The organism is Brachybacterium sp. AOP43-C2-M15 (assembly GCF_052446295.1).
Taxonomy (GTDB): Bacteria; Actinomycetota; Actinomycetes; order Actinomycetales; family Dermabacteraceae; genus Brachybacterium.
In genome coordinates this window covers 72,330-88,579 of the sequence record NZ_JBQSWB010000004.1, presented here as the reverse complement: position 1 = coordinate 88,579, position 16,250 = coordinate 72,330, and the positions used below count along the sequence as shown (strand labels likewise).

Below are 16,250 nucleotides of genomic sequence, written 5' to 3'. Positions count from 1 at the left end.
CCGGCTCACCAGGTGCCTCGGTGATAGGCGCCCGGATAGAGCGCAGGGTCGAGCACGCCGAGCTCGTGCGCTGCGCGCTGCGGCCAGCTCGGCTCGCGCAGGGCGGCGCGTCCCACCGCCACGAAGTCGGCGTCCCCGCGCTCGATCACCGAGAGGGCTCCGGCGGGCTCGGTGATCAGCCCCACCGCCGCGACCGGCAGCGAGACGGCCTCGCGCAGTGTGCGGGCGAACCCCACCTGGTACTCGGGGCCCACCGCGATGTCGGCGATCACCGCTCCGCCGGTGGAGACGTGCAGCGCATCGACGCCCACCCGCTCGAGCTCGCGCGCGAGCTCGACGGACTGCGCGATGTCCCAGCCGCCGTCGATCCAGTCGGTCGCGCTCAGTCGCACGATGAGCGGACGCTCGGCGGGCCACTGCTCGCGCACCGCCGCGGCGATCTCGAGCGCGAGGCGGCGCCGACCGGGCCCGTCGCCGCCGTAGTCGTCGGTGCGGGTGTTCACCAGCGGCGAGAGGAACTCGTGGACCAGGTAGCCGTGGGCGAAGTGGAGCTCGAGGGCGTCGAACCCCGCCTGCTCGGCACGGCGGGCGGCGGCCACGAAGTCGCCGACAACCTCGGCGATGTCCTCCCGCTCGAGCGCATCGGGGGCGTCGAGACCGGGGAACGGGTCGGAGGTGGGGCCGACGGCGCGCCAGCCCGCGGCGAACTCCGGCACCGTGCCGCGCCGCCCGCGGTACCGGGGGAGCGACGGCCAGGTCGAGGCCTTCCGGCCGGCGTGGGCGAGCTGGACGGCGATCCGCGCCCCGTGTCCCTGGCAGAACCCGGTGATGCGTCGCCAGGCCGCGGTCTGCTCGTCGTTCCACAGACCGGTGTCCTGGGGGCTGATGCGCCCTTCCGGGGAGACCGCGGTCGCCTCGGTGACGATCAGGCCGAAGCCTCCCGCGGCCCGAGCGCCGAGATGGACGAGGTGCCAGTCCGCGGGAACGCCGTCCTGCGTCTCGACCATGTACTGGCACATCGGGGCGAGCCAGATGCGGTTGCGGATCTCGAGCTCGCGCAGGCGCGCCGGGACGAGGAGCGCCGGGAGGGCGACGGGATCGGGGGCCATGGTCCCTCACGGTAGTCGTCCGCGCGGTGCCCCGGCGGAGTCGCCCAGGACGCCGCGCCCGGGGGCGTGCCTCGGCGTCGCGCCCGGGCGGCGTGCGATGGCGACGTCCCCGGACGCGCGCGATGGATGCGGGACAGATCGCAGGAGAGATCGAAGGGCCGACCGGGCCCTTCCGCCCCGATCCCTAGAGTGCTAGCATGCTGGCATGGTAGCCACCGAAAGCCCGCCCTCGCTCCCGTCCCCGAAGGCCCAGTTCAACGTCTATCTCCCCAAGGACCTCATCGTCGCGGTGAAGCATCGGGCGATCGACGAGTCGCTGAGCCTCAGTGCCTTCGTCGAGAAGGCGCTGCGCGACCACCTCGCGGACGGTGGCGACGATGCCTGAGGCCGAGATCCGCACGACCCCCGCCCCCGCCGCTTCGACCGAGGAGCCCGTCATGGATCCATCCGCCACCACTCCCACCGCACCCACCGCTCCCGGCCCCGCCTCCCTGCCCCCGCTGACCGTCTACCCCCTGCGCTTCACCGCCGATGCCCCCGCCATGATCACGTTCCTGCGCACCCTCGGGATGGCTCCCGCGGTGACTGCCGGCGAGGACTCCTTCGGGGAGCTCGTGGCCGGCGCCGGGCGGGTCATGGTCCACGCCGTCCGCGGCGCCGAGAGCGGTGCGAGCAGCGGGGACACCGACCTGTGCTTCTCGGTGTCCGAGACCGACGCCGCGGCCGAGGCGCTGCGCGAAGCCGGTCTCGCGGTGGAGGTCTGGGACGAGACCTACGGCCGTCAGGGGATCCTCGCGGGCCCCGCCGGCGAGAGCGCCTCCCTGAACGAGGAGCAGCGGGACCTCTACGGCTACCGGGGGCACGACACGAGCGCGGCCGATCCGCGCCTGAGCGTGGTCGCCGTGCTCGCGAGCGACGACGTCGAGCGCGACACCGCCTGGGCCGCGCTGCTCGGCTTCGCGCCGGACCGGTCCGGTCCCGACGGATCGGGCGCTGACGCCGCCGGCGCCGAGGGGTTCCGCGCCCTGCGGGGACCCGACGGCACCGGGGTGCTCGGTCTGCACCGCCCGTCCGAGGGGGACCGGCGTGCCCGGTCCACCGGCACCGAGTTCGGCGACACCCTGCAGGTGCGGCTCGGCTTCGAGACCACCGAGGATCTCGAGGAGCTCGCCGCGCGCCTGGTCGCCGCCGGGCACCCGGCACGGGTCCTCGAGCGGCCCGGTGCGCACAGCGTGCACGTGGTCGACCCCGACGGGCTCCCCGTCGAGATCCATCACCGTCCGGCGCGATGACGCTCCCGGTGCGCGGAGGAGGGCCCGGGACCGGGGTGCCCGGAGGGTGTGACGTGTGCCCGTGACGTGGGTCTCCTGCGATACGGTGTTCGCGTCCATCCGCCCCGGCGCGCCGGGGCCCGCGAAGCAGGAGTACTGATGACTGACGACGCCCCCGGGATCGAGAACCTCTCCCAGGAGACCCGCACGTTCTCCCCTCCCACCGAGTTCGTCCAGAACGCGGTCGCCCGTCCCTCGCTCTACGAGGAGGCGGAGCGGGACCGCCTCGCGTTCTGGCGCTCCCGAGCCAGCCTGCTGAGCTGGGAGACCCCGTTCACCGAGACCCTGGACTGGTCCGACCCGCCGTTCGCGAAGTGGTTCGCCGACGGCACGCTGAACGTCGCCTACAACTGCGTGGACCGTCACGTGGAGTCCGGGCACGGCGACCAGGTCGCGCTGCTGGCGGAGTACGAGGACGGCGCCGATGCCTCCTTCACCTACGCCGACGTCAAGGACGAGATCAGCCGCATGGCCAACGTGCTGGCCGACCTCGGCGTGCGCACCGGTGACCGGGTCGCTATCTACATGCCGATGATCCCCGAGACGGTCTTCGCGATGCTCGCCTGTGCCCGCATCGGCGCACCCCACTCGGTGGTCTTCGGCGGGTTCAGCGCCGATGCGCTGCGTTCCCGCATAGAGGACGCCGAGGCCCGGGTGGTCATCACCGCCGACGGCCAGAACCGCCGCGGCAAGCAGCTTCCCCTCAAGGACGCCGTGGACGAGGCGCTCGCCGGCGGCGCGGACTCCGTGGAGAAGGTCCTCGTGGTGCGCCGCACCGGCGGCGACGTCGCGTGGACCGAGGGACGTGACGTGTGGTGGCACGAGGCTCGGGAGGACGCCTCGACCGAGCATGCGCCCGTCGCCGTGGAGGCCGAGCACCCGCTGTTCATCCTCTACACCTCCGGCACCACCGGCAAGCCCAAGGGCATCGTCCACACCACCGGCGGCTACCTCACCCAGGCCGCCTACACCCACCGCAACGTCTTCGACCTCAAGCCCTCGACCGACGTCTACTGGTGCACGGCCGACGTCGGCTGGGTCACCGGCCACACCTACGTGGTCTACGGGCCGATGGCGAACCGCACCACCCAGGTGATCTACGAGGGCACCCCCGACACCCCGCACCAGGGACGCTGGTGGGAGATCGTCGAGAAGCACAAGGTCTCGCTGTTCTACTCCTCGCCCACGGCGATCCGCACCGCGATGAAGTGGGGCGAGGAGATCCCCGGGAAGTTCGACCTGTCCTCGCTGCGCCTGCTGGGCAGCGTCGGCGAGGCCATCAATCCCGAGGCCTGGATGTGGTACCGACGGGTCATCGGCGGGGACCGCTGCCCGATCGTGGACACCTGGTGGCAGACGGAGACCGGCGGGATCATGATCTCTCCGCTGCCCGGCATCACCGCCACCAAGCCCGGCTCCGCGCAGGTCCCGCTGCCCGGCATCAGCGCCGACATCATCAGCGAGTCGGGGGAGTCGGTGGGCAACGGCGAGGGCGGCTACCTCGTGCTCGACGAGCCCTGGCCCGGCATGCTCCGCGGGATCTGGGGGGACCCCGAGCGTTTCAAGGAGACCTACTGGTCGCGCTTCGAGGGCCTCTACTTCGCCGGTGACGGCGCCAAGCGGGACGAGGACGGCGACATCTGGCTGCTGGGCCGGGTGGACGACGTCATGAACGTCTCCGGGCACCGGCTGTCCACCATGGAGATCGAGTCCGCGCTGGTCAGCCATGAGTGGGTGGCGGAGGCCGCGGTGGTCGGCGCGAACGACGAGACCACCGGCCAGGCTCCCGTGGCCTTCGTGATCCTGCGCTCGGGCTACGAGGACGCGATCGAGGCCGCCGGCGGCGAGGACGAGGTCCCGGAGATGCTCCGCGCCCACGTGGGCAAGGAGATCGGTCCGATCGCCAAGCCCAAGAAGGTCCTCCTGGTCACCGAGCTGCCCAAGACCCGCTCGGGCAAGATCATGCGCCGTCTGCTGCGCGACGTGGCCGAGAACCGTCAGGTGGGGGACACCCAGACCCTCGCCGACGCGTCGGTCATGGATCTCATCCAGCAGGGTCTCAGCCCCAAGGGCTGAGACCTCGGCGGAGGGTGCCCCTCACCGCGTGATGTCGACGTCCCCGACGTCGGCGACCGCGGTGAGGGTGCCGGCCTCCGCCCCGGTGCCCCGGGTGAGGCCGGGATCGACGCGGACCTCCCCGAGGTCCGCGGTGGCCTCGACGCGCCAGCGCCCCGTCCCCGGGGCCGCCACGGCGATGTCGCCGATCTGCGCGGCGATGCTCACTTCGCCGCCGGCGTCCGTGGGCAGGAGCAGATCGACGTCCCCCAGCGAGGCGATGACGTCCACCGTCGCAGGGGCCGGGGAGCCGATCTCGAGGTCCACGGCGCCCACGTCGGCCCGGGCGGTCACGCCCTCGGGGGCGGTGACGGGGCCCAGCTCGAGGTCGCCGACGCCGCTGCGGACGTCCAGGGCCGTGAAGTCCCCGTCGACAAGGATGTCGCCGACGTCGGTCCGCACCTCCAGGGCCATCTCGTGACCGGCGGGGATCAGCAGCAGGACGTCCTGCTGCGGGGAGGTCCAGGGGCGCATCGAGAAGCTCTCGGGCTGGCGCACCTCCACCGTCGTGCCGTGGGCCGAGGTGCCGCCGGCGTCCTCGACCGTGACGCGGGCGCGCGCCTGCGCCTCCTCGGCGGGCAGCGCGGTGGTGCCGGGATCGACCAGCGCCAGGGTCACCGACTCCACGTCCCCGGAGGGGAGCACGCGCACGGCTCCCACCCCGCTGTGCAGGGTCAGCGCGGTCGGGGTGCCGAGGTCGGCGGTCGCGGGGATCTCGGAGTAGCCGCGCCCGGCGACCCACGTCGCGGTGGTCGCCCCGGCGAGGATCAGCACCACCAGCAGCACGGTCGCCGCGCCGAGCAGCACCGTGAGCAGCCGCCAGGGGCGGTCGCGCTCGGGGGAGGGGGTCAGCCGCCGACCGGGCTCGATCAGCGGCCCGGGGCCGGGCCCCGGCCGCTGATCGAGCCCGGTGCCGTCGCCGCGACCGACGCCATGACCTGGGCCGGGACCGGCGCCGGGAGAGGACAGGGACGAGCTCATCACCGCTCCTCGGATTCCAGATAGCGCAGCACGGCCATGACCCGGCGGTTCTCGCCGTCCACGGGCGGCAGATCGAGCTTGGAGAGCAGGGAGGAGATGTGCTTCTCGACGCTGCCGGCGGAGACGAACAGGGTGTCGGCGATCGCCTGGTTCGATCGTCCCTGCGCCATCAGCGAGAGCACCTCGCGCTCGCGCGGGGTCAGGCCCTCCAGGGTCCGCCGCCGCCGGGAGCGCACGAAGATCTGCTGGACCACCTCGGGGTCCAGCCAGGTGCCGCCCGCCCCCACGTCGTCGAGGACGGAGAGGAAGTCCTCGACGTCCGCGACCCTGTCCTTGAGCACGTACCCGAGCCCCTGCGGGGAGTCGGCGATGAGGTCCGAGGCGTAGCGCTCCTCGACGTACTGCGAGAGCACCAGCAGCTTCACCTGCGGATCCTGCTGCCGGATCAGCACCGCCGCGCGCACCCCCTCGTCGGTGAAGGTCGGCGGCATCCGCACGTCGACCACGGCGAGATCGGGGCGGTGGTGCGAGATCGCGCTCAGCAGCGCGCCGCCGTCCCCGACCGCGGCGACCACCTCGTGGCCCGCCTCGGTGAGCAGTCGTTCGAGTCCTGCGCGCAGCAGCACGGCATCGTCAGCGATCACGATTCTCATCGTCGGGTCTCCTGGGTGGTGGGGCGATGCTCGGGGCGTGCGCCGGGACGAGCGGTGACGGGACGGGCGGCATCGGGACGGGCGGCGTCGGGTCGCCCGCTGAGCGGTATCGCGGCGGCGAGAACGGTGCCCCCCTCCGGGGCGGCGGACACCTCGAGGACGCCCCCGGTCGCACGCACGCGATCGGTGAGGCCGGCGAGTCCCGTGGACAGCCCGTCGCGGCGCACCTCGGCGCCACCGAGGCCATCGTCCTCGATCCGCACCCTCAGCACGTGCGCGTCCCGGACGACGTCGACCGATGCCTGCGTCGCCTCGGCATGCTTGGCCACGTTCGTCAGCGCTTCGGCGACCACGAAGTAGGCCACCGCCTCCCGCTCGGGGTCCAAGGGAGGACGGGTGGAGGACCCCAGGTCCACCTGCAGATCCACGGGGACCCGGGAGCGGGCCGCGAGCGCGGACAGCGCGGCGTCCAGCCCTCGGTCGGTCAGCACGGCCGGGTGGATGCCGCGGGCGAGCTGCCGCAGGTCCGTCATCACCCCCTTCGCCTCGACGTGGGCCTCGCCGACCAGGCGCTCGGCCCGGTCGGGATCGGTGCGGATCGCGCTCTTGGCGATCCCGAGGGTCATCGCGAGGTTCACCAGTCGGGGCTGCACCCCGTCGTGGAGGTCCCGTTCGATGCGCAGGCGCTCCTGGGCGGCCGCATCCACCGCTCCCTGCCGGCGCTCGGCCAGCTCGGCGACCTGCTCGCGCAGGTCGTCCTCGGAGCCGGAGATCAGACCGCGGGCCAGGCCGCGGTCGGCCAGCGCGCCGAGCGCGAGCATCAGCGCGGCCAGCACCAGGCTCACCGAGCCGATCACCCCGAGCGCTGCCCGGGAGAGCTCGAGCCGGCCCAGCTCGAGCGGCCCGTGGGCGATCGCGAGCTCCCAGCCGGTCCAGGCGCCCCACAGCGCGAGCAGGAAGGCGAGGAAGAACATCCCGGTCACCAGCAGGGCGAGGTGATGGTGCAGCGTTCCGCGCCAGAACGCCCCGGTGCCCAGCTCGAACCAGCGGTTCTGCAGCCATCCGACGGGACCGGGGCGCCGGGAGCGTCGGCGGGGCGGGAGGATCACCTGGAGTCCGTGGACGGCGACCGCGCGGCGCCGCTCGATCCGCACCACGACCTGCATCACCAGCAACCAGGGCAGGAGCAGCAGCAGGCCGGAGCCGAGCGCCGGCAGCGCGCTGATCCCGGCGATGAGCGTCGCCAGGCTCATCCAGAACCAGGAGAGGAAGAGGAGTCCGCCCACGACGACCGTGGCGATCGAGGCGGGGGTCAGCCGGGGCCGGGGGCGCGCTCCGGACCGCGCGGTGGTGTCGTCCATGCTCCGACGATAGGCCGTCGACGGTCCACCTCCCACGGTGAGGGCCCACCGCGGGGGCGGGGGAAAACCCCCGCCCCGACTCCCGGCGCCCGGCGCCCGGATCCCGCCGCGGGACGGGCCTCGAGCCCGCGGGATGCGGTCCGAGGCCGTGGGATGCGGTTCAATGGAGCCATGAGCAGTGATGCCACTTCTTCCGACGAGCCCATCGATCCCGCACCCGGTGCCGGGACTCCCCCGACCGAGGACGGCGCCACCGGCCAGGTCGTCGAGAATCTCGAGGCGACCGCCGACGAGATGCACGGCGACGGCCAGGATCGCGGGACCCTGCGCGACGTCGCGAACTCGCTGGGCATCTCCAGCGCCGTCGCGCTGCGCGCGCTGCGGGGGGCCGACGAGATCAAGCCGCAGATGGCTCAGCGGGTCCGGGAGGCCGCCGAACGGCTGCATTTCCCGCTCGAGGAGCTCAGCGCCGAGACCGAGCATCGCGGCGTCGTCGCGGTGCTGGTCAACACCATGCGCAACACCTGGATCTCGGATCTGGTGCGGTCGATCCGGATCGAGCTGGCCGCCACCGGCCGCACCGCCGTCGTGGTCCCCACCCGGCGACGGATCCCCGAGTACCCGGTCGCGGCGGACACCGATGCGATCGAGGATCTGGTCCACCTCGGCGTGGACGGCTTCCTCATGGTCTCGGACCTCGCGGACATGGACAGCGTGCTCGAGGCCGTCGGCGGCCGGCCCTTCGTCGGCATCGGCTGCTCCCAGAGCTTCACCGGCCGCTTCGACACCGTCCGCATCGACGACGAGGTCGGACAGGGCCTGCTGGTCGACCATCTGGTGGGGCTCGGCCATCGCGAGATCGCTCACGTCGGCGGAGTCGGCGCGGCCGTCGCCCGCGAGCGCGCGGACGCCTTCCGCAAGGCCATGGAGCGTCACGGCCTGGGCGAGTCGGCTCGCATCGAGCCCGGGGACTTCACCGAGCAGGTCGGACAGACCGCCGGGTCGATGCTGCTGCGGGGCAGTCGCGTCCCCACGGCCGTCACCTGCGCCAACGACGTGACCGCCGTCGGCGTGCTCTCCGCTGCTCGCGACGCGGGCTACGACGTCCCGGCAGAGCTCGCGGTGGCCGGATACGGCAACACCTCCCTCGCCTCCTCCGGGGTCTCGCAGCTGACCAGCGTCGACCCCAACTCCGACCGCCTCGGCGCCCTCGCCGCGCAGCACCTCGTCGAGCGTGTCTCCGGCCATGAGGGACCGGCGCGGGACGTGGCCGTGGCCCCGTCCATCGTGGTGCGACGCACCACCTCGGCGGGCCCGCGGCCCGAGACCACCGCGCGCAAGCGGATCTCCGTCGACTGATCCCTCCCGAATCCTCCTGCGGCGTCCCCGAGCGCTCCCACCCCTGCGATAGGCTCCGACCATGATCAACACCACGAACGACCCGAGCACGCCGCCCACCCAGCGGTCCATCGGCGAGCTCGTCCAGTCCATCCGTGACGAGCTCCTCGGTGTCGTGCACCACGAGATCGACATCGCCAAGAAGGAGCTCATCGCCCTGGCGATCAAGGTCGGCATCATCGCCGCCTGCTCGGCGGTGCTGCTGTTCCTGCTGCTCTCGGCCTGGGTGATGCTGCTGTTCGCGGCCGCCACCGGCCTGCAGGCGCTGGGGCTGTCGGCCTGGCTGTCCTTCCTCATCGTGGCCGGCGTGTTCATCCTGCTCGGCGCGATCTTCGGGCTCGTCGCATTCCTGGTCTCGAAGAAGCTCGGGGCACCCGAGACCACCATCGAGACCGCGCAGTCCGCGGTCCAGGCCGTCCAGGGGAAGCGGCGCCAGAACGCCGTCTCCTACGACGACACCTTCGAGGAGCTCTACGGCAAGCAGGTCAGCGCTCGCACCGACTGAGCCTCGGGTCGGCCGTCCGCGCGAGCCGCGGACTCCGGGCCCGCCGCCGGGAAGTACCCTGGGGGCGTGACCCTTCAGCTGCACGACACCGCCACCCGCACCACCGCGCCGTTCACCCCGGTGCAGGAGGGGGCGGTGTCGCTGTATGTGTGCGGGCCCACCACGCAGGGGGCGCCGCATCTGGGCCATCTGCGCACCTTCCTCGCCTTCGACGTGCTGGTGCGCTGGCTCGAGCGCAGCGGGTACGCGGTCACCCACGTCCGCAACGTCACCGACATCGACGACAAGATCCTCACCAAGTCCGCCGAGGCGGGCGCTCCCTGGTGGGCCTGGTCGCTGCGCTTCGAGCGCGAGTTCCAGGACGTGCTGGATCGTCTGGGGAACCGTCGGCCCGACTACGAGCCGCGCGCCACCGGCCACGTGCCCGAGATGATCGAGCTGATGCAGCGGCTCATCGAGCGCGGTCACGCCTATGCCGACGGCGAGGGCTCGGTCTACTTCGACGTGGCCTCCCACCCCACCTACGGGTCGCTGACCCGGCAGTCCCTCGAGGACATGCAGGATGCGGGCGAGGAGATGGAGGCGGGCAAGCGCGACCGGCGCGACTTCGCACTGTGGAAGGCGGCCAAGGCCGACGAGCCGGACACCGCCTCCTGGGACACGCCCTTCGGCCGCGGCCGTCCGGGCTGGCATCTGGAGTGCTCGGCGATGAGCCGCAAGTACCTGGGGGAGACCTTCGACATCCACGCCGGCGGCCTCGACCTGCGCTTCCCGCACCACGAGAACGAGCAGGCGCAGTCCCATGCCGCGGGCTACGGCTTCGCCCGCACCTGGATGCATGCGGGCGTGCTCACCGTGGACGGGCTGAAGATGGGCAAGAGCCTGGACAACTTCGTCACCGCCGCCCGCGCGCTCACCGAGCATCCCACCCCGGCGGTCCGCCTGGCCCTGGTCAGCGGCCACTACCGGGCGACCGTCGAGTACAACGCCCGGGCGATGAAGGAGGCGGAGACGGTCTGGGAGCGCTTCACGCAGACCGCCGGCCGAGCCGCGCAGCTGCTCGGCGAGCACTCCCTGGCGGGGCCCGAGCCGGAGCTGGGGGACATCGAGCTGCCGGAGGACTTCGTCGCGGCGCTGGATGACGATCTCGCGGTCCCCGAGGCTCTCGCGGTCATCCACCGCGAGCTGTCCGTGCTGAACACGCTGCTGGCCGAGCGCGGGGGCGCTGACGAGGCGGCGCTCGCGAGCTCCCTGGGCCGGCTGCGGGCGATGCTCGACGTGCTGGGTCTGGACCCGCTCGGCGCCCGGTGGGCGCAGGGCAGCGGCGGCTCCGATGCCGAGCACGCGGCGCTGGACGCACTGATCGCCGCGCAGCTCGCCGCCCGCGAGGCGGCGCGGGCCGAGAAGGACTGGGAACGGGCCGACGCGCTGCGCGATGCGCTGGGCGCGGCCGGCATCCGCATCGAGGACGGGGCGACCGGCGCCCGCTGGACCCTCGGGACACGAGACTGAGCAGGACGAGGAGACGTCACATGGCAGGCAACAGCGCGCGCCGCGGAGCGGTGCGCAAGGGCAAGAAGGGTGCGACCGTCGGCTCCGGCGGAGTGCGCCGACGCGCGCTCGAGGGCCGGGGCCCGACCCCGAAGGCCCAGGACCGCCCCGCGCACAAGGCGTACAAGGGCTCCTCCGGGGCGGCCGGCACCGGGCAGCGGCGCGGCGGCGGCAAGGGAGCGCGCAAGGCCCCCGGCAGCGATCAGGTCGCGGGCCGCAACGCGGTGCTCGAGGCGCTGCAGGAGGACGTGCCCGCCACGCAGCTGACCGTGATGGTCCGACTGGACGCCGATGAGCGGGTGCGCGAGATCATGCGCCTGGCCTCCTCGCGCGGCCTGCCGGTCGCGGAGGCCTCCCGCACCGACCTGGACCGCATCACCGACCACTCCGTGCACCAGGGGGTGGCGCTGACCATCCCGCCGTACGAGTACGCGGAGGTCGACGAGCTGCTGGACATCGCCACGGATCGCTTCGAGCCGCCGCTGCTGGTCGCGCTCGACGGGATCACCGATCCCCGCAACCTGGGCGCGATCCTCCGCTCCGCCGATGCCTTCGGCGCGCACGGCGTGATCCTGCCCGAGCGGCGCAGCGTGTCGATGACCGCGAGCGTGTGGAAGGTCGCCGCCGGAGCTGCCGGGCGGGTCCGGGTCGCGCAGGTGACCAATCTGAACCGCACCCTGACCGCTCTCAAGGAGAAGGGCGTGTTCGTGCTCGGCCTGGATGCTGAGGGGGACGTCACCACCCGCGGACTCGAGCTGGGCACGCAGCCGGCCGCCCTGGTGGTCGGTGCGGAGGGCAAGGGGCTCTCGCGCCTCGCCCGCGAGATCAGCGACCAGGTCGTCTCGATCCCGATGGGCGGCCGCGCAGAATCGCTCAACGCCTCGGTCGCCGCCGCCATCGCCCTGTACGAGATCTCCGGCGTCCGCGAGAGCCAGGGCCTGGGCTGAAGGAGAAGGCGAGGGGCTGACGGCGCCGGCCGGTCAGCGGCGCGGCGCCCGGTCAGCGGCGCGGCGGCCGGTCAGCGGCGGGGCGCCCGGTCAGCGGTTTTTCGCGTCCGCGCACGGTGCGCACGGGCAGCGTCACATGGGGCAGCACCAGCTGGATGATGGGGCCCAGCCCCATCGCGTAGACCACGGTCCCCACCCCGAGCGGCCCGCCCAGCGCCCACCCGCTGACCAGGACCGCGATCTCGAGCACGATGCGCACCGGGCCGACGGGACGGGAGAGCACCCGACCGAGCCCCGTCATCAGCCCGTCCCGAGGGCCGGCGCCGAGCTGGGCACCGATGTAGACGGCGCCGCTGACGCCGTTGAGGACGACGCCGCCCGCCATCATCGCCAGGGCGAGCGGGAGCCCCTGCGCCTCGGGCAGCACCAGCATGCCCAGGTCGATGCTGACCCCCACCCAGATGCCGTTCGCGATCGTGCCGATCCCGATGCGCTCGCGCAGCGGGATCCACACCACGAGCAGCACGAAGCTCACGGCGATGCTGACCGCCCCCACCGTCGCCCCGAGACGGTCGGCGACCGCGGCGTGCAGCACGTCCCACGGGGCTCCGCCCAGACCCGACTCGAGCAGCAGGGCGAGCGAGAACCCGAACCCGGTGAGGCCCGCCATCATCTGCAGCAGGCGCAGCGGCAGCCGGTCGACCCGCAGCTGCTCCCGCAGCGCCAGATTGTCCAGTCGGGCCAGGCGTCGCCCCGGGGCGCGGGACAGCGGCGGTACGGGCGCGGTCACGGGGCCCCGCTCAGGAGTCGAAGATCGGCCGGGCCGAGGTCTCGGTGGTCACCAGGGACTTCTCGTCCGGTCGATGGATGAGCACGTTGAGGATGTAGTGCCGCACCGTGTCGTCGAAGCTGACGTCCTGGCCGCTCTGCTCCGAGAGGAACCACTTGTGCTCGAGCACCTCGTGGAAGAACTCCGGGGGCTCGAGCTTGGAGCGCATCGAGCGCGGGACCGCCCGCACCACGGGCTCGTACTGCTCCTTGAGCCACTCGTGGGCCACGAACTCCTCGTCCTCGGCCTGCTGCTCGGTCGTGGCCCGGTACTGGTCGAGGTCGTTCAGGAGGCGGCGAGCCTGGTTCTCCTGCGCATCGATCCCGGTCAGGCGCATCAGGCGCCGGGCGTGGTGGCCGGCGTCGACGACCTTGGGCATGATCGACAGCGAGGTGCCGTCGAGATCGGTGGTGATCTCGAGCTCTCCCACGTCGAAGCCCAGCACGTTCAGCCGCTCGATCCGTGCGGAGACCCGCCAGCGCTCGTCGGCGGAGAACCGCTCCCGCGAGGTCAGCGCCTCCCACAGCTCCTCGTAGCGCGAGAGCAGGTCGTCGCCGACCTCGACCGGATCCGCCTCGGGGTCGAACATGTCGCCGGCCTGCAGGTCCATCAGCTCGCCGATGATGTTCGTGCGCGCCAGGTCGAGGTCGTAGAGGCGCTGGCCGTCGGAGAGCCGCTCGTGCAGGGAGCCGGTCTCGACGTCGACGAGATAGGCGGCGAAGGCGCCCGCGTCGCGGCGGAACAGGGTGTTGGACAGGGAGACGTCCCCCCAGTAGAAGCCCTGCAGGTGCAGGCGCACGAGCAGCACCGCGAGGGCGTCGAGCAGGCGGTGGGCGGTGTCGCGGCGGGAGACCTGGCTGAACACGGCCCGGTAGGGGAGGGAGAACTGCAGGTGACGCGTGATCAGGATGGCGTCGAGCGGCTGCCCGTCGGCGGTGGAGCGCCCGGAGATCACGGCGAAGGGCTCGACGGACGGGACCTCGAGCCTGCGCAGCACGCGCAGCATGTCGTACTCGCGCTGGGCAAGGTCGCGGGAGATCTCCTTGAGGGCGAGGACCCGCCCGGAGACCCGGACGAAGCGCACGACATGGCGGGAGATGCCGCGGGGCAGGGCTGCGAGGATCTCCTCGGGCCACTGCTCGAGCGGCTTCTCCCACGGCAGGTCCAGCAGGGCCGGATCTGCGCGGGACGCGGTGATCTCCAGGGGTGCCATGACGCCATTGTCTCCTGAGCCGGGCCGTGGGGACCAGTCGGCACCAGATTTCACGTCATCTCGACGTGAAGGTCACCTCCGGCTCACGATCGGGGACGCCGCGACGGGCGCCCGGCTGCTGCCGGACGCCCGTCGCGGGGTGGTGCCGTGATCTCGGCAGGGGCGAGGTCAGTCGCCCAGGCGCTGACCGTTCTTCGCGTCGAAGAGGTGGATGTGCCCCTCGGCCGGACGGAAGTAGACGGTGTCGCCCTTGGCCGGGGGACGACGGGCGTCGACGCGCGCGATGAACGGCTTGGCCGTCTCGTCGCTGCCGGCGCGGCGACCGTAGATGAACGCGTCGGCGCCGAGCTCCTCGACCAGGTCGACCTCGACGGCGATGCCCTGGTTGTCCGCGGCGAGCTCGAGGTCCTCGGGACGGACGCCGACGGTCACGGAGGTCTCGTCGGTCTCCGAGAGCGTGGAGCGGTCCACGGGCAGCACGGCCCCGCCGAACTCGACGCCCTGCTCGGTGAGCTTGGTGTCGAACAGGTTCATGGCCGGGGAGCCGATGAAGCCCGCGACGAACACGTTGTTCGGGTGGTCGTACATGCGGCGCGGGGAGTCGATCTGCTGCAGCACGCCGCGGTCGAGCACCGCCACGCGGTCGCCCATCGTCATGGCCTCGGTCTGGTCGTGGGTGACGTAGACGGTGGTGACGCCCAGGCGACGCTGGAGCGACGCGATCTGGGTACGGGTGGACACGCGCAGCTTCGCGTCGAGGTTCGACAGCGGCTCGTCCATGAGGAAGACCTGCGGGGAGCGGACGATCGCACGGCCCATGGCCACACGCTGGCGCTGACCGCCGGAGAGCGCCTTCGGCTTGCGGTCGAGGTACTCGGAGAGGTCGAGGATCTCCGCGGCGTCCTCGACGCGCTTGCGGATCTCCGCCTTCGGGGTGCCGGCGATCTTCAGGGCGAAGCCCATGTTGTCGGCCACCGTCATGTGCGGGTAGAGCGCGTAGTTCTGGAACACCATCGCGATGTCACGATCCTTCGGCGGGACGTCGGTGACGTCGCGATCGCCGATGAGGATGCGGCCGGCATCGATCTCCTCGAGGCCCGCGAGCATGCGCAGGGAGGTCGACTTGCCGCAGCCCGAGGGGCCGACCAGCACGAGGAACTCGCCGTCGCCGATCTCGATGTTGAGGTTGTCGACGGCCGGGCGCTCCTGCCCGGGGTAGACGCGCGAAGCGTTGTCGAACGTGACTGTTGCCATGGTGGTTCTCCTTCACCGGCAGGTACGTGCCGGACGGTCCGTTGTGAAGTGATATGCGTGGCCCGCTCGGCGCCGCTCCCACGGGGGTGCGTCGTCGCACTGGCTCGAGGAAGTGTATCCCAGCTCTCACTCGACGGTGCGCAGAGGCGGTCCGGGTCTCGCGTGTCGGGACGGCGTCGGCCCGCGCGGTGCCGACCGCGGGCCTCCGCGATCGCCCGCTCCGGGCTCCGTCGGGCCGGCCGGAGGTGCCGGACCCGCGGCAGCGCTGCGCGATACTGGCCCCGTGGACATCACTGAGCTGACCCGGAAGATCCTGGACCGACGGACGGAGCAGGAGGCGCCCCTGCGGATCGTGCAGGCAGGGCATCCCGCGCTGCGCCGCCGCGCCGTCGCCGCGCGTCGGCTGGATGCCGAGCTGCTGCTCGAGCTCGCCGACGCGATGACGATCACGATGCGGGGCGCGCCCGGCGTGGGGCTCGCGGCACCGCAGGTGGGGCTCCCGCTGCGCTTCTACGTGGTCGAGGACCCCTTCGCGAACGAACCGGGGGAGGACCCCGAGGACGACCTCCTCGAACGTCGGCCGCTGCCGCTGCGCGCGCTGCTGGACCCCACGGTCGACCTGCTGGGGGAGCAGAGGGTGTACGCCTTCGAGGGCTGCCTCTCGGTGGACGGCTGGCAGTCGATCGTGCCCCGGTCCCGACGGGTGCGTCTGCGCGCCACCGAGCTGCTCGGCGACGGCTCCCTGCGCGGGGTCGACGAGGAGCACGTGGGCTGGACCGCCCGCATCCTCCAGCACGAGACCGACCACCTGGCCGGGACCCTGTGCCACGACGTCTCGGTGCCGCGGTCCTTCGTCGAGGCCGGGTACACCGCCCATTACGCGGACCTCGGCGAGGCCGTGCGCCTGCTCGGGCTGACGGGCGAGATCACCGAGCTGGCCCCGGGCGAGGTCACCGTCGGCTGAGTCCGCGACCTCCCGCTCGGACGGTTCCTTCAGGCTGTC

General features: G+C 72.5%; 15 protein-coding genes. 8 read left to right on the top strand and 7 right to left on the bottom strand.

What is annotated here, in order from left to right:
* Positions 1-5 precede the first annotated feature (5 nt).
* Positions 6-1,109 (bottom strand): NADH:flavin oxidoreductase/NADH oxidase, encoded by a 1,104-nt coding sequence (locus ACT3SP_RS05645; protein WP_444586279.1) that lies wholly within the window; start codon positions 1,107-1,109, stop codon positions 6-8.
* A gap of 205 nt (positions 1,110-1,314) precedes the next feature.
* Here ACT3SP_RS05645 and ACT3SP_RS05640 point away from each other — a divergent pair, with 205 nt between their 5' ends.
* From ACT3SP_RS05640 to acs, 3 genes are all read left to right on the top strand, one after another.
* Entirely contained in the window at positions 1,315-1,494 is a 180-nt protein-coding gene (locus ACT3SP_RS05640; protein WP_444586278.1) for a ribbon-helix-helix domain-containing protein, read from the top strand.
* Between the two features lie 52 nt (positions 1,495-1,546).
* Positions 1,547-2,401 carry a hypothetical protein gene (locus ACT3SP_RS05635; protein WP_444586277.1) on the top strand — a complete coding sequence of 285 codons (855 nt, stop codon included), beginning with the start codon at positions 1,547-1,549 and terminating at the stop codon, positions 2,399-2,401.
* A gap of 138 nt (positions 2,402-2,539) precedes the next feature.
* The gene (acs, locus tag ACT3SP_RS05630) at positions 2,540-4,516 is read left to right on the top strand and encodes an acetate--CoA ligase (RefSeq protein WP_444586276.1); all 1,977 of its coding nucleotides are present in this window, start codon (positions 2,540-2,542) and stop codon (positions 4,514-4,516) included.
* A gap of 21 nt (positions 4,517-4,537) precedes the next feature.
* Here acs and ACT3SP_RS05625 read toward each other — a convergent pair whose 3' ends face one another.
* Genes ACT3SP_RS05625 through ACT3SP_RS05615 form a run of 3 tightly spaced genes read right to left on the bottom strand, consistent with a single transcriptional unit; the run spans position 4,538 to position 7,550 of the window.
* Positions 4,538-5,536, bottom strand: coding sequence for a hypothetical protein (locus ACT3SP_RS05625; protein ID WP_444586275.1), 999 nt, complete (start codon positions 5,534-5,536; stop codon positions 4,538-4,540).
* Positions 5,536-6,189 (bottom strand): response regulator, encoded by a 654-nt coding sequence (locus tag ACT3SP_RS05620; protein WP_444586274.1) that lies wholly within the window; start codon positions 6,187-6,189, stop codon positions 5,536-5,538. Before ACT3SP_RS05620 ends, ACT3SP_RS05625 begins: the two co-directional genes overlap by 1 nt.
* The gene (locus ACT3SP_RS05615) at positions 6,186-7,550 is read right to left on the bottom strand and encodes a sensor histidine kinase (protein ID WP_444586273.1); all 1,365 of its coding nucleotides are present in this window, start codon (positions 7,548-7,550) and stop codon (positions 6,186-6,188) included. The genes ACT3SP_RS05620 and ACT3SP_RS05615 overlap by 4 nt, the downstream gene beginning before the upstream one ends.
* A 171-nt stretch (positions 7,551-7,721) precedes the next feature.
* Here ACT3SP_RS05615 and ACT3SP_RS05610 point away from each other — a divergent pair, with 171 nt between their 5' ends.
* The 4 genes from ACT3SP_RS05610 to rlmB all read left to right on the top strand — a co-directional run bounded on the left by ACT3SP_RS05610 (position 7,722) and on the right by rlmB (position 11,951).
* A complete protein-coding gene (locus ACT3SP_RS05610) occupies positions 7,722-8,909 on the top strand; it encodes a LacI family DNA-binding transcriptional regulator (RefSeq protein ID WP_444586272.1) in 1,188 nt (395 codons plus the stop codon).
* Positions 8,910-8,970: 61 nt separating this feature from the next.
* The gene (locus ACT3SP_RS05605) at positions 8,971-9,453 is read left to right on the top strand and encodes a phage holin family protein (protein WP_444586271.1); all 483 of its coding nucleotides are present in this window, start codon (positions 8,971-8,973) and stop codon (positions 9,451-9,453) included.
* 66 nt (positions 9,454-9,519) lie between these two features.
* Positions 9,520-10,965 carry a cysteine--tRNA ligase gene (cysS, locus tag ACT3SP_RS05600; RefSeq protein WP_444586270.1) on the top strand — a complete coding sequence of 482 codons (1,446 nt, stop codon included), beginning with the start codon at positions 9,520-9,522 and terminating at the stop codon, positions 10,963-10,965.
* A gap of 20 nt (positions 10,966-10,985) precedes the next feature.
* Positions 10,986-11,951, top strand: a complete 966-nt coding sequence (gene rlmB / locus ACT3SP_RS05595; protein WP_444586269.1) for a 23S rRNA (guanosine(2251)-2'-O)-methyltransferase RlmB — start codon at positions 10,986-10,988, stop codon at positions 11,949-11,951.
* Positions 11,952-12,003: 52 nt separating this feature from the next.
* On the opposite strand, the gene yczE is transcribed toward rlmB, so the two are convergent.
* The 3 genes from yczE to ACT3SP_RS05580 all read right to left on the bottom strand — a co-directional run bounded on the left by yczE (position 12,004) and on the right by ACT3SP_RS05580 (position 15,247).
* A complete protein-coding gene (gene yczE / locus ACT3SP_RS05590; protein WP_444586268.1) occupies positions 12,004-12,741 on the bottom strand; it encodes a membrane protein YczE in 738 nt (245 codons plus the stop codon).
* Between the two features lie 10 nt (positions 12,742-12,751).
* Complete coding sequence (locus ACT3SP_RS05585; RefSeq protein ID WP_444586267.1) at positions 12,752-13,993, bottom strand: DUF4032 domain-containing protein; 1,242 nt, start codon at positions 13,991-13,993, stop codon at positions 12,752-12,754.
* A 168-nt stretch (positions 13,994-14,161) separates the two neighbouring features.
* Entirely contained in the window at positions 14,162-15,247 is a 1,086-nt protein-coding gene (locus ACT3SP_RS05580) for an ABC transporter ATP-binding protein (RefSeq protein WP_444586266.1), read from the bottom strand.
* A 283-nt stretch (positions 15,248-15,530) separates the two neighbouring features.
* Between ACT3SP_RS05580 and ACT3SP_RS05575 the strand changes: the two genes are divergently transcribed.
* Entirely contained in the window at positions 15,531-16,211 is a 681-nt protein-coding gene (locus ACT3SP_RS05575) for a peptide deformylase (RefSeq protein WP_444586265.1), read from the top strand.
* The last annotated feature ends 39 nt before the right edge of the window (positions 16,212-16,250 follow it).

Excerpts from the sequence above, each read along its gene's own strand:
- ACT3SP_RS05645 (WP_444586279.1), bottom strand. The coding sequence starts at position 1,109 with ATGGCCCCCGATCCCGTCGCCCTCCCGGCGCTCCTCGTCCCGGCGCGC.
- ACT3SP_RS05640 (WP_444586278.1), top strand. The coding sequence starts at position 1,315 with ATGGTAGCCACCGAAAGCCCGCCCTCGCTCCCGTCCCCGAAGGCCCAG.
- ACT3SP_RS05635 (WP_444586277.1), top strand. The coding sequence starts at position 1,547 with ATGGATCCATCCGCCACCACTCCCACCGCACCCACCGCTCCCGGCCCC.
- acs (WP_444586276.1), top strand. The coding sequence starts at position 2,540 with ATGACTGACGACGCCCCCGGGATCGAGAACCTCTCCCAGGAGACCCGC.
- ACT3SP_RS05625 (WP_444586275.1), bottom strand. The coding sequence starts at position 5,536 with ATGAGCTCGTCCCTGTCCTCTCCCGGCGCCGGTCCCGGCCCAGGTCAT.
- ACT3SP_RS05620 (WP_444586274.1), bottom strand. The coding sequence starts at position 6,189 with ATGAGAATCGTGATCGCTGACGATGCCGTGCTGCTGCGCGCAGGACTC.
- ACT3SP_RS05615 (WP_444586273.1), bottom strand. The coding sequence starts at position 7,550 with ATGGACGACACCACCGCGCGGTCCGGAGCGCGCCCCCGGCCCCGGCTG.
- ACT3SP_RS05610 (WP_444586272.1), top strand. The coding sequence starts at position 7,722 with ATGAGCAGTGATGCCACTTCTTCCGACGAGCCCATCGATCCCGCACCC.
- ACT3SP_RS05605 (WP_444586271.1), top strand. The coding sequence starts at position 8,971 with ATGATCAACACCACGAACGACCCGAGCACGCCGCCCACCCAGCGGTCC.
- rlmB (WP_444586269.1), top strand. The coding sequence starts at position 10,986 with ATGGCAGGCAACAGCGCGCGCCGCGGAGCGGTGCGCAAGGGCAAGAAG.
- ACT3SP_RS05585 (WP_444586267.1), bottom strand. The coding sequence starts at position 13,993 with ATGGCACCCCTGGAGATCACCGCGTCCCGCGCAGATCCGGCCCTGCTG.
- ACT3SP_RS05580 (WP_444586266.1), bottom strand. The coding sequence starts at position 15,247 with ATGGCAACAGTCACGTTCGACAACGCTTCGCGCGTCTACCCCGGGCAG.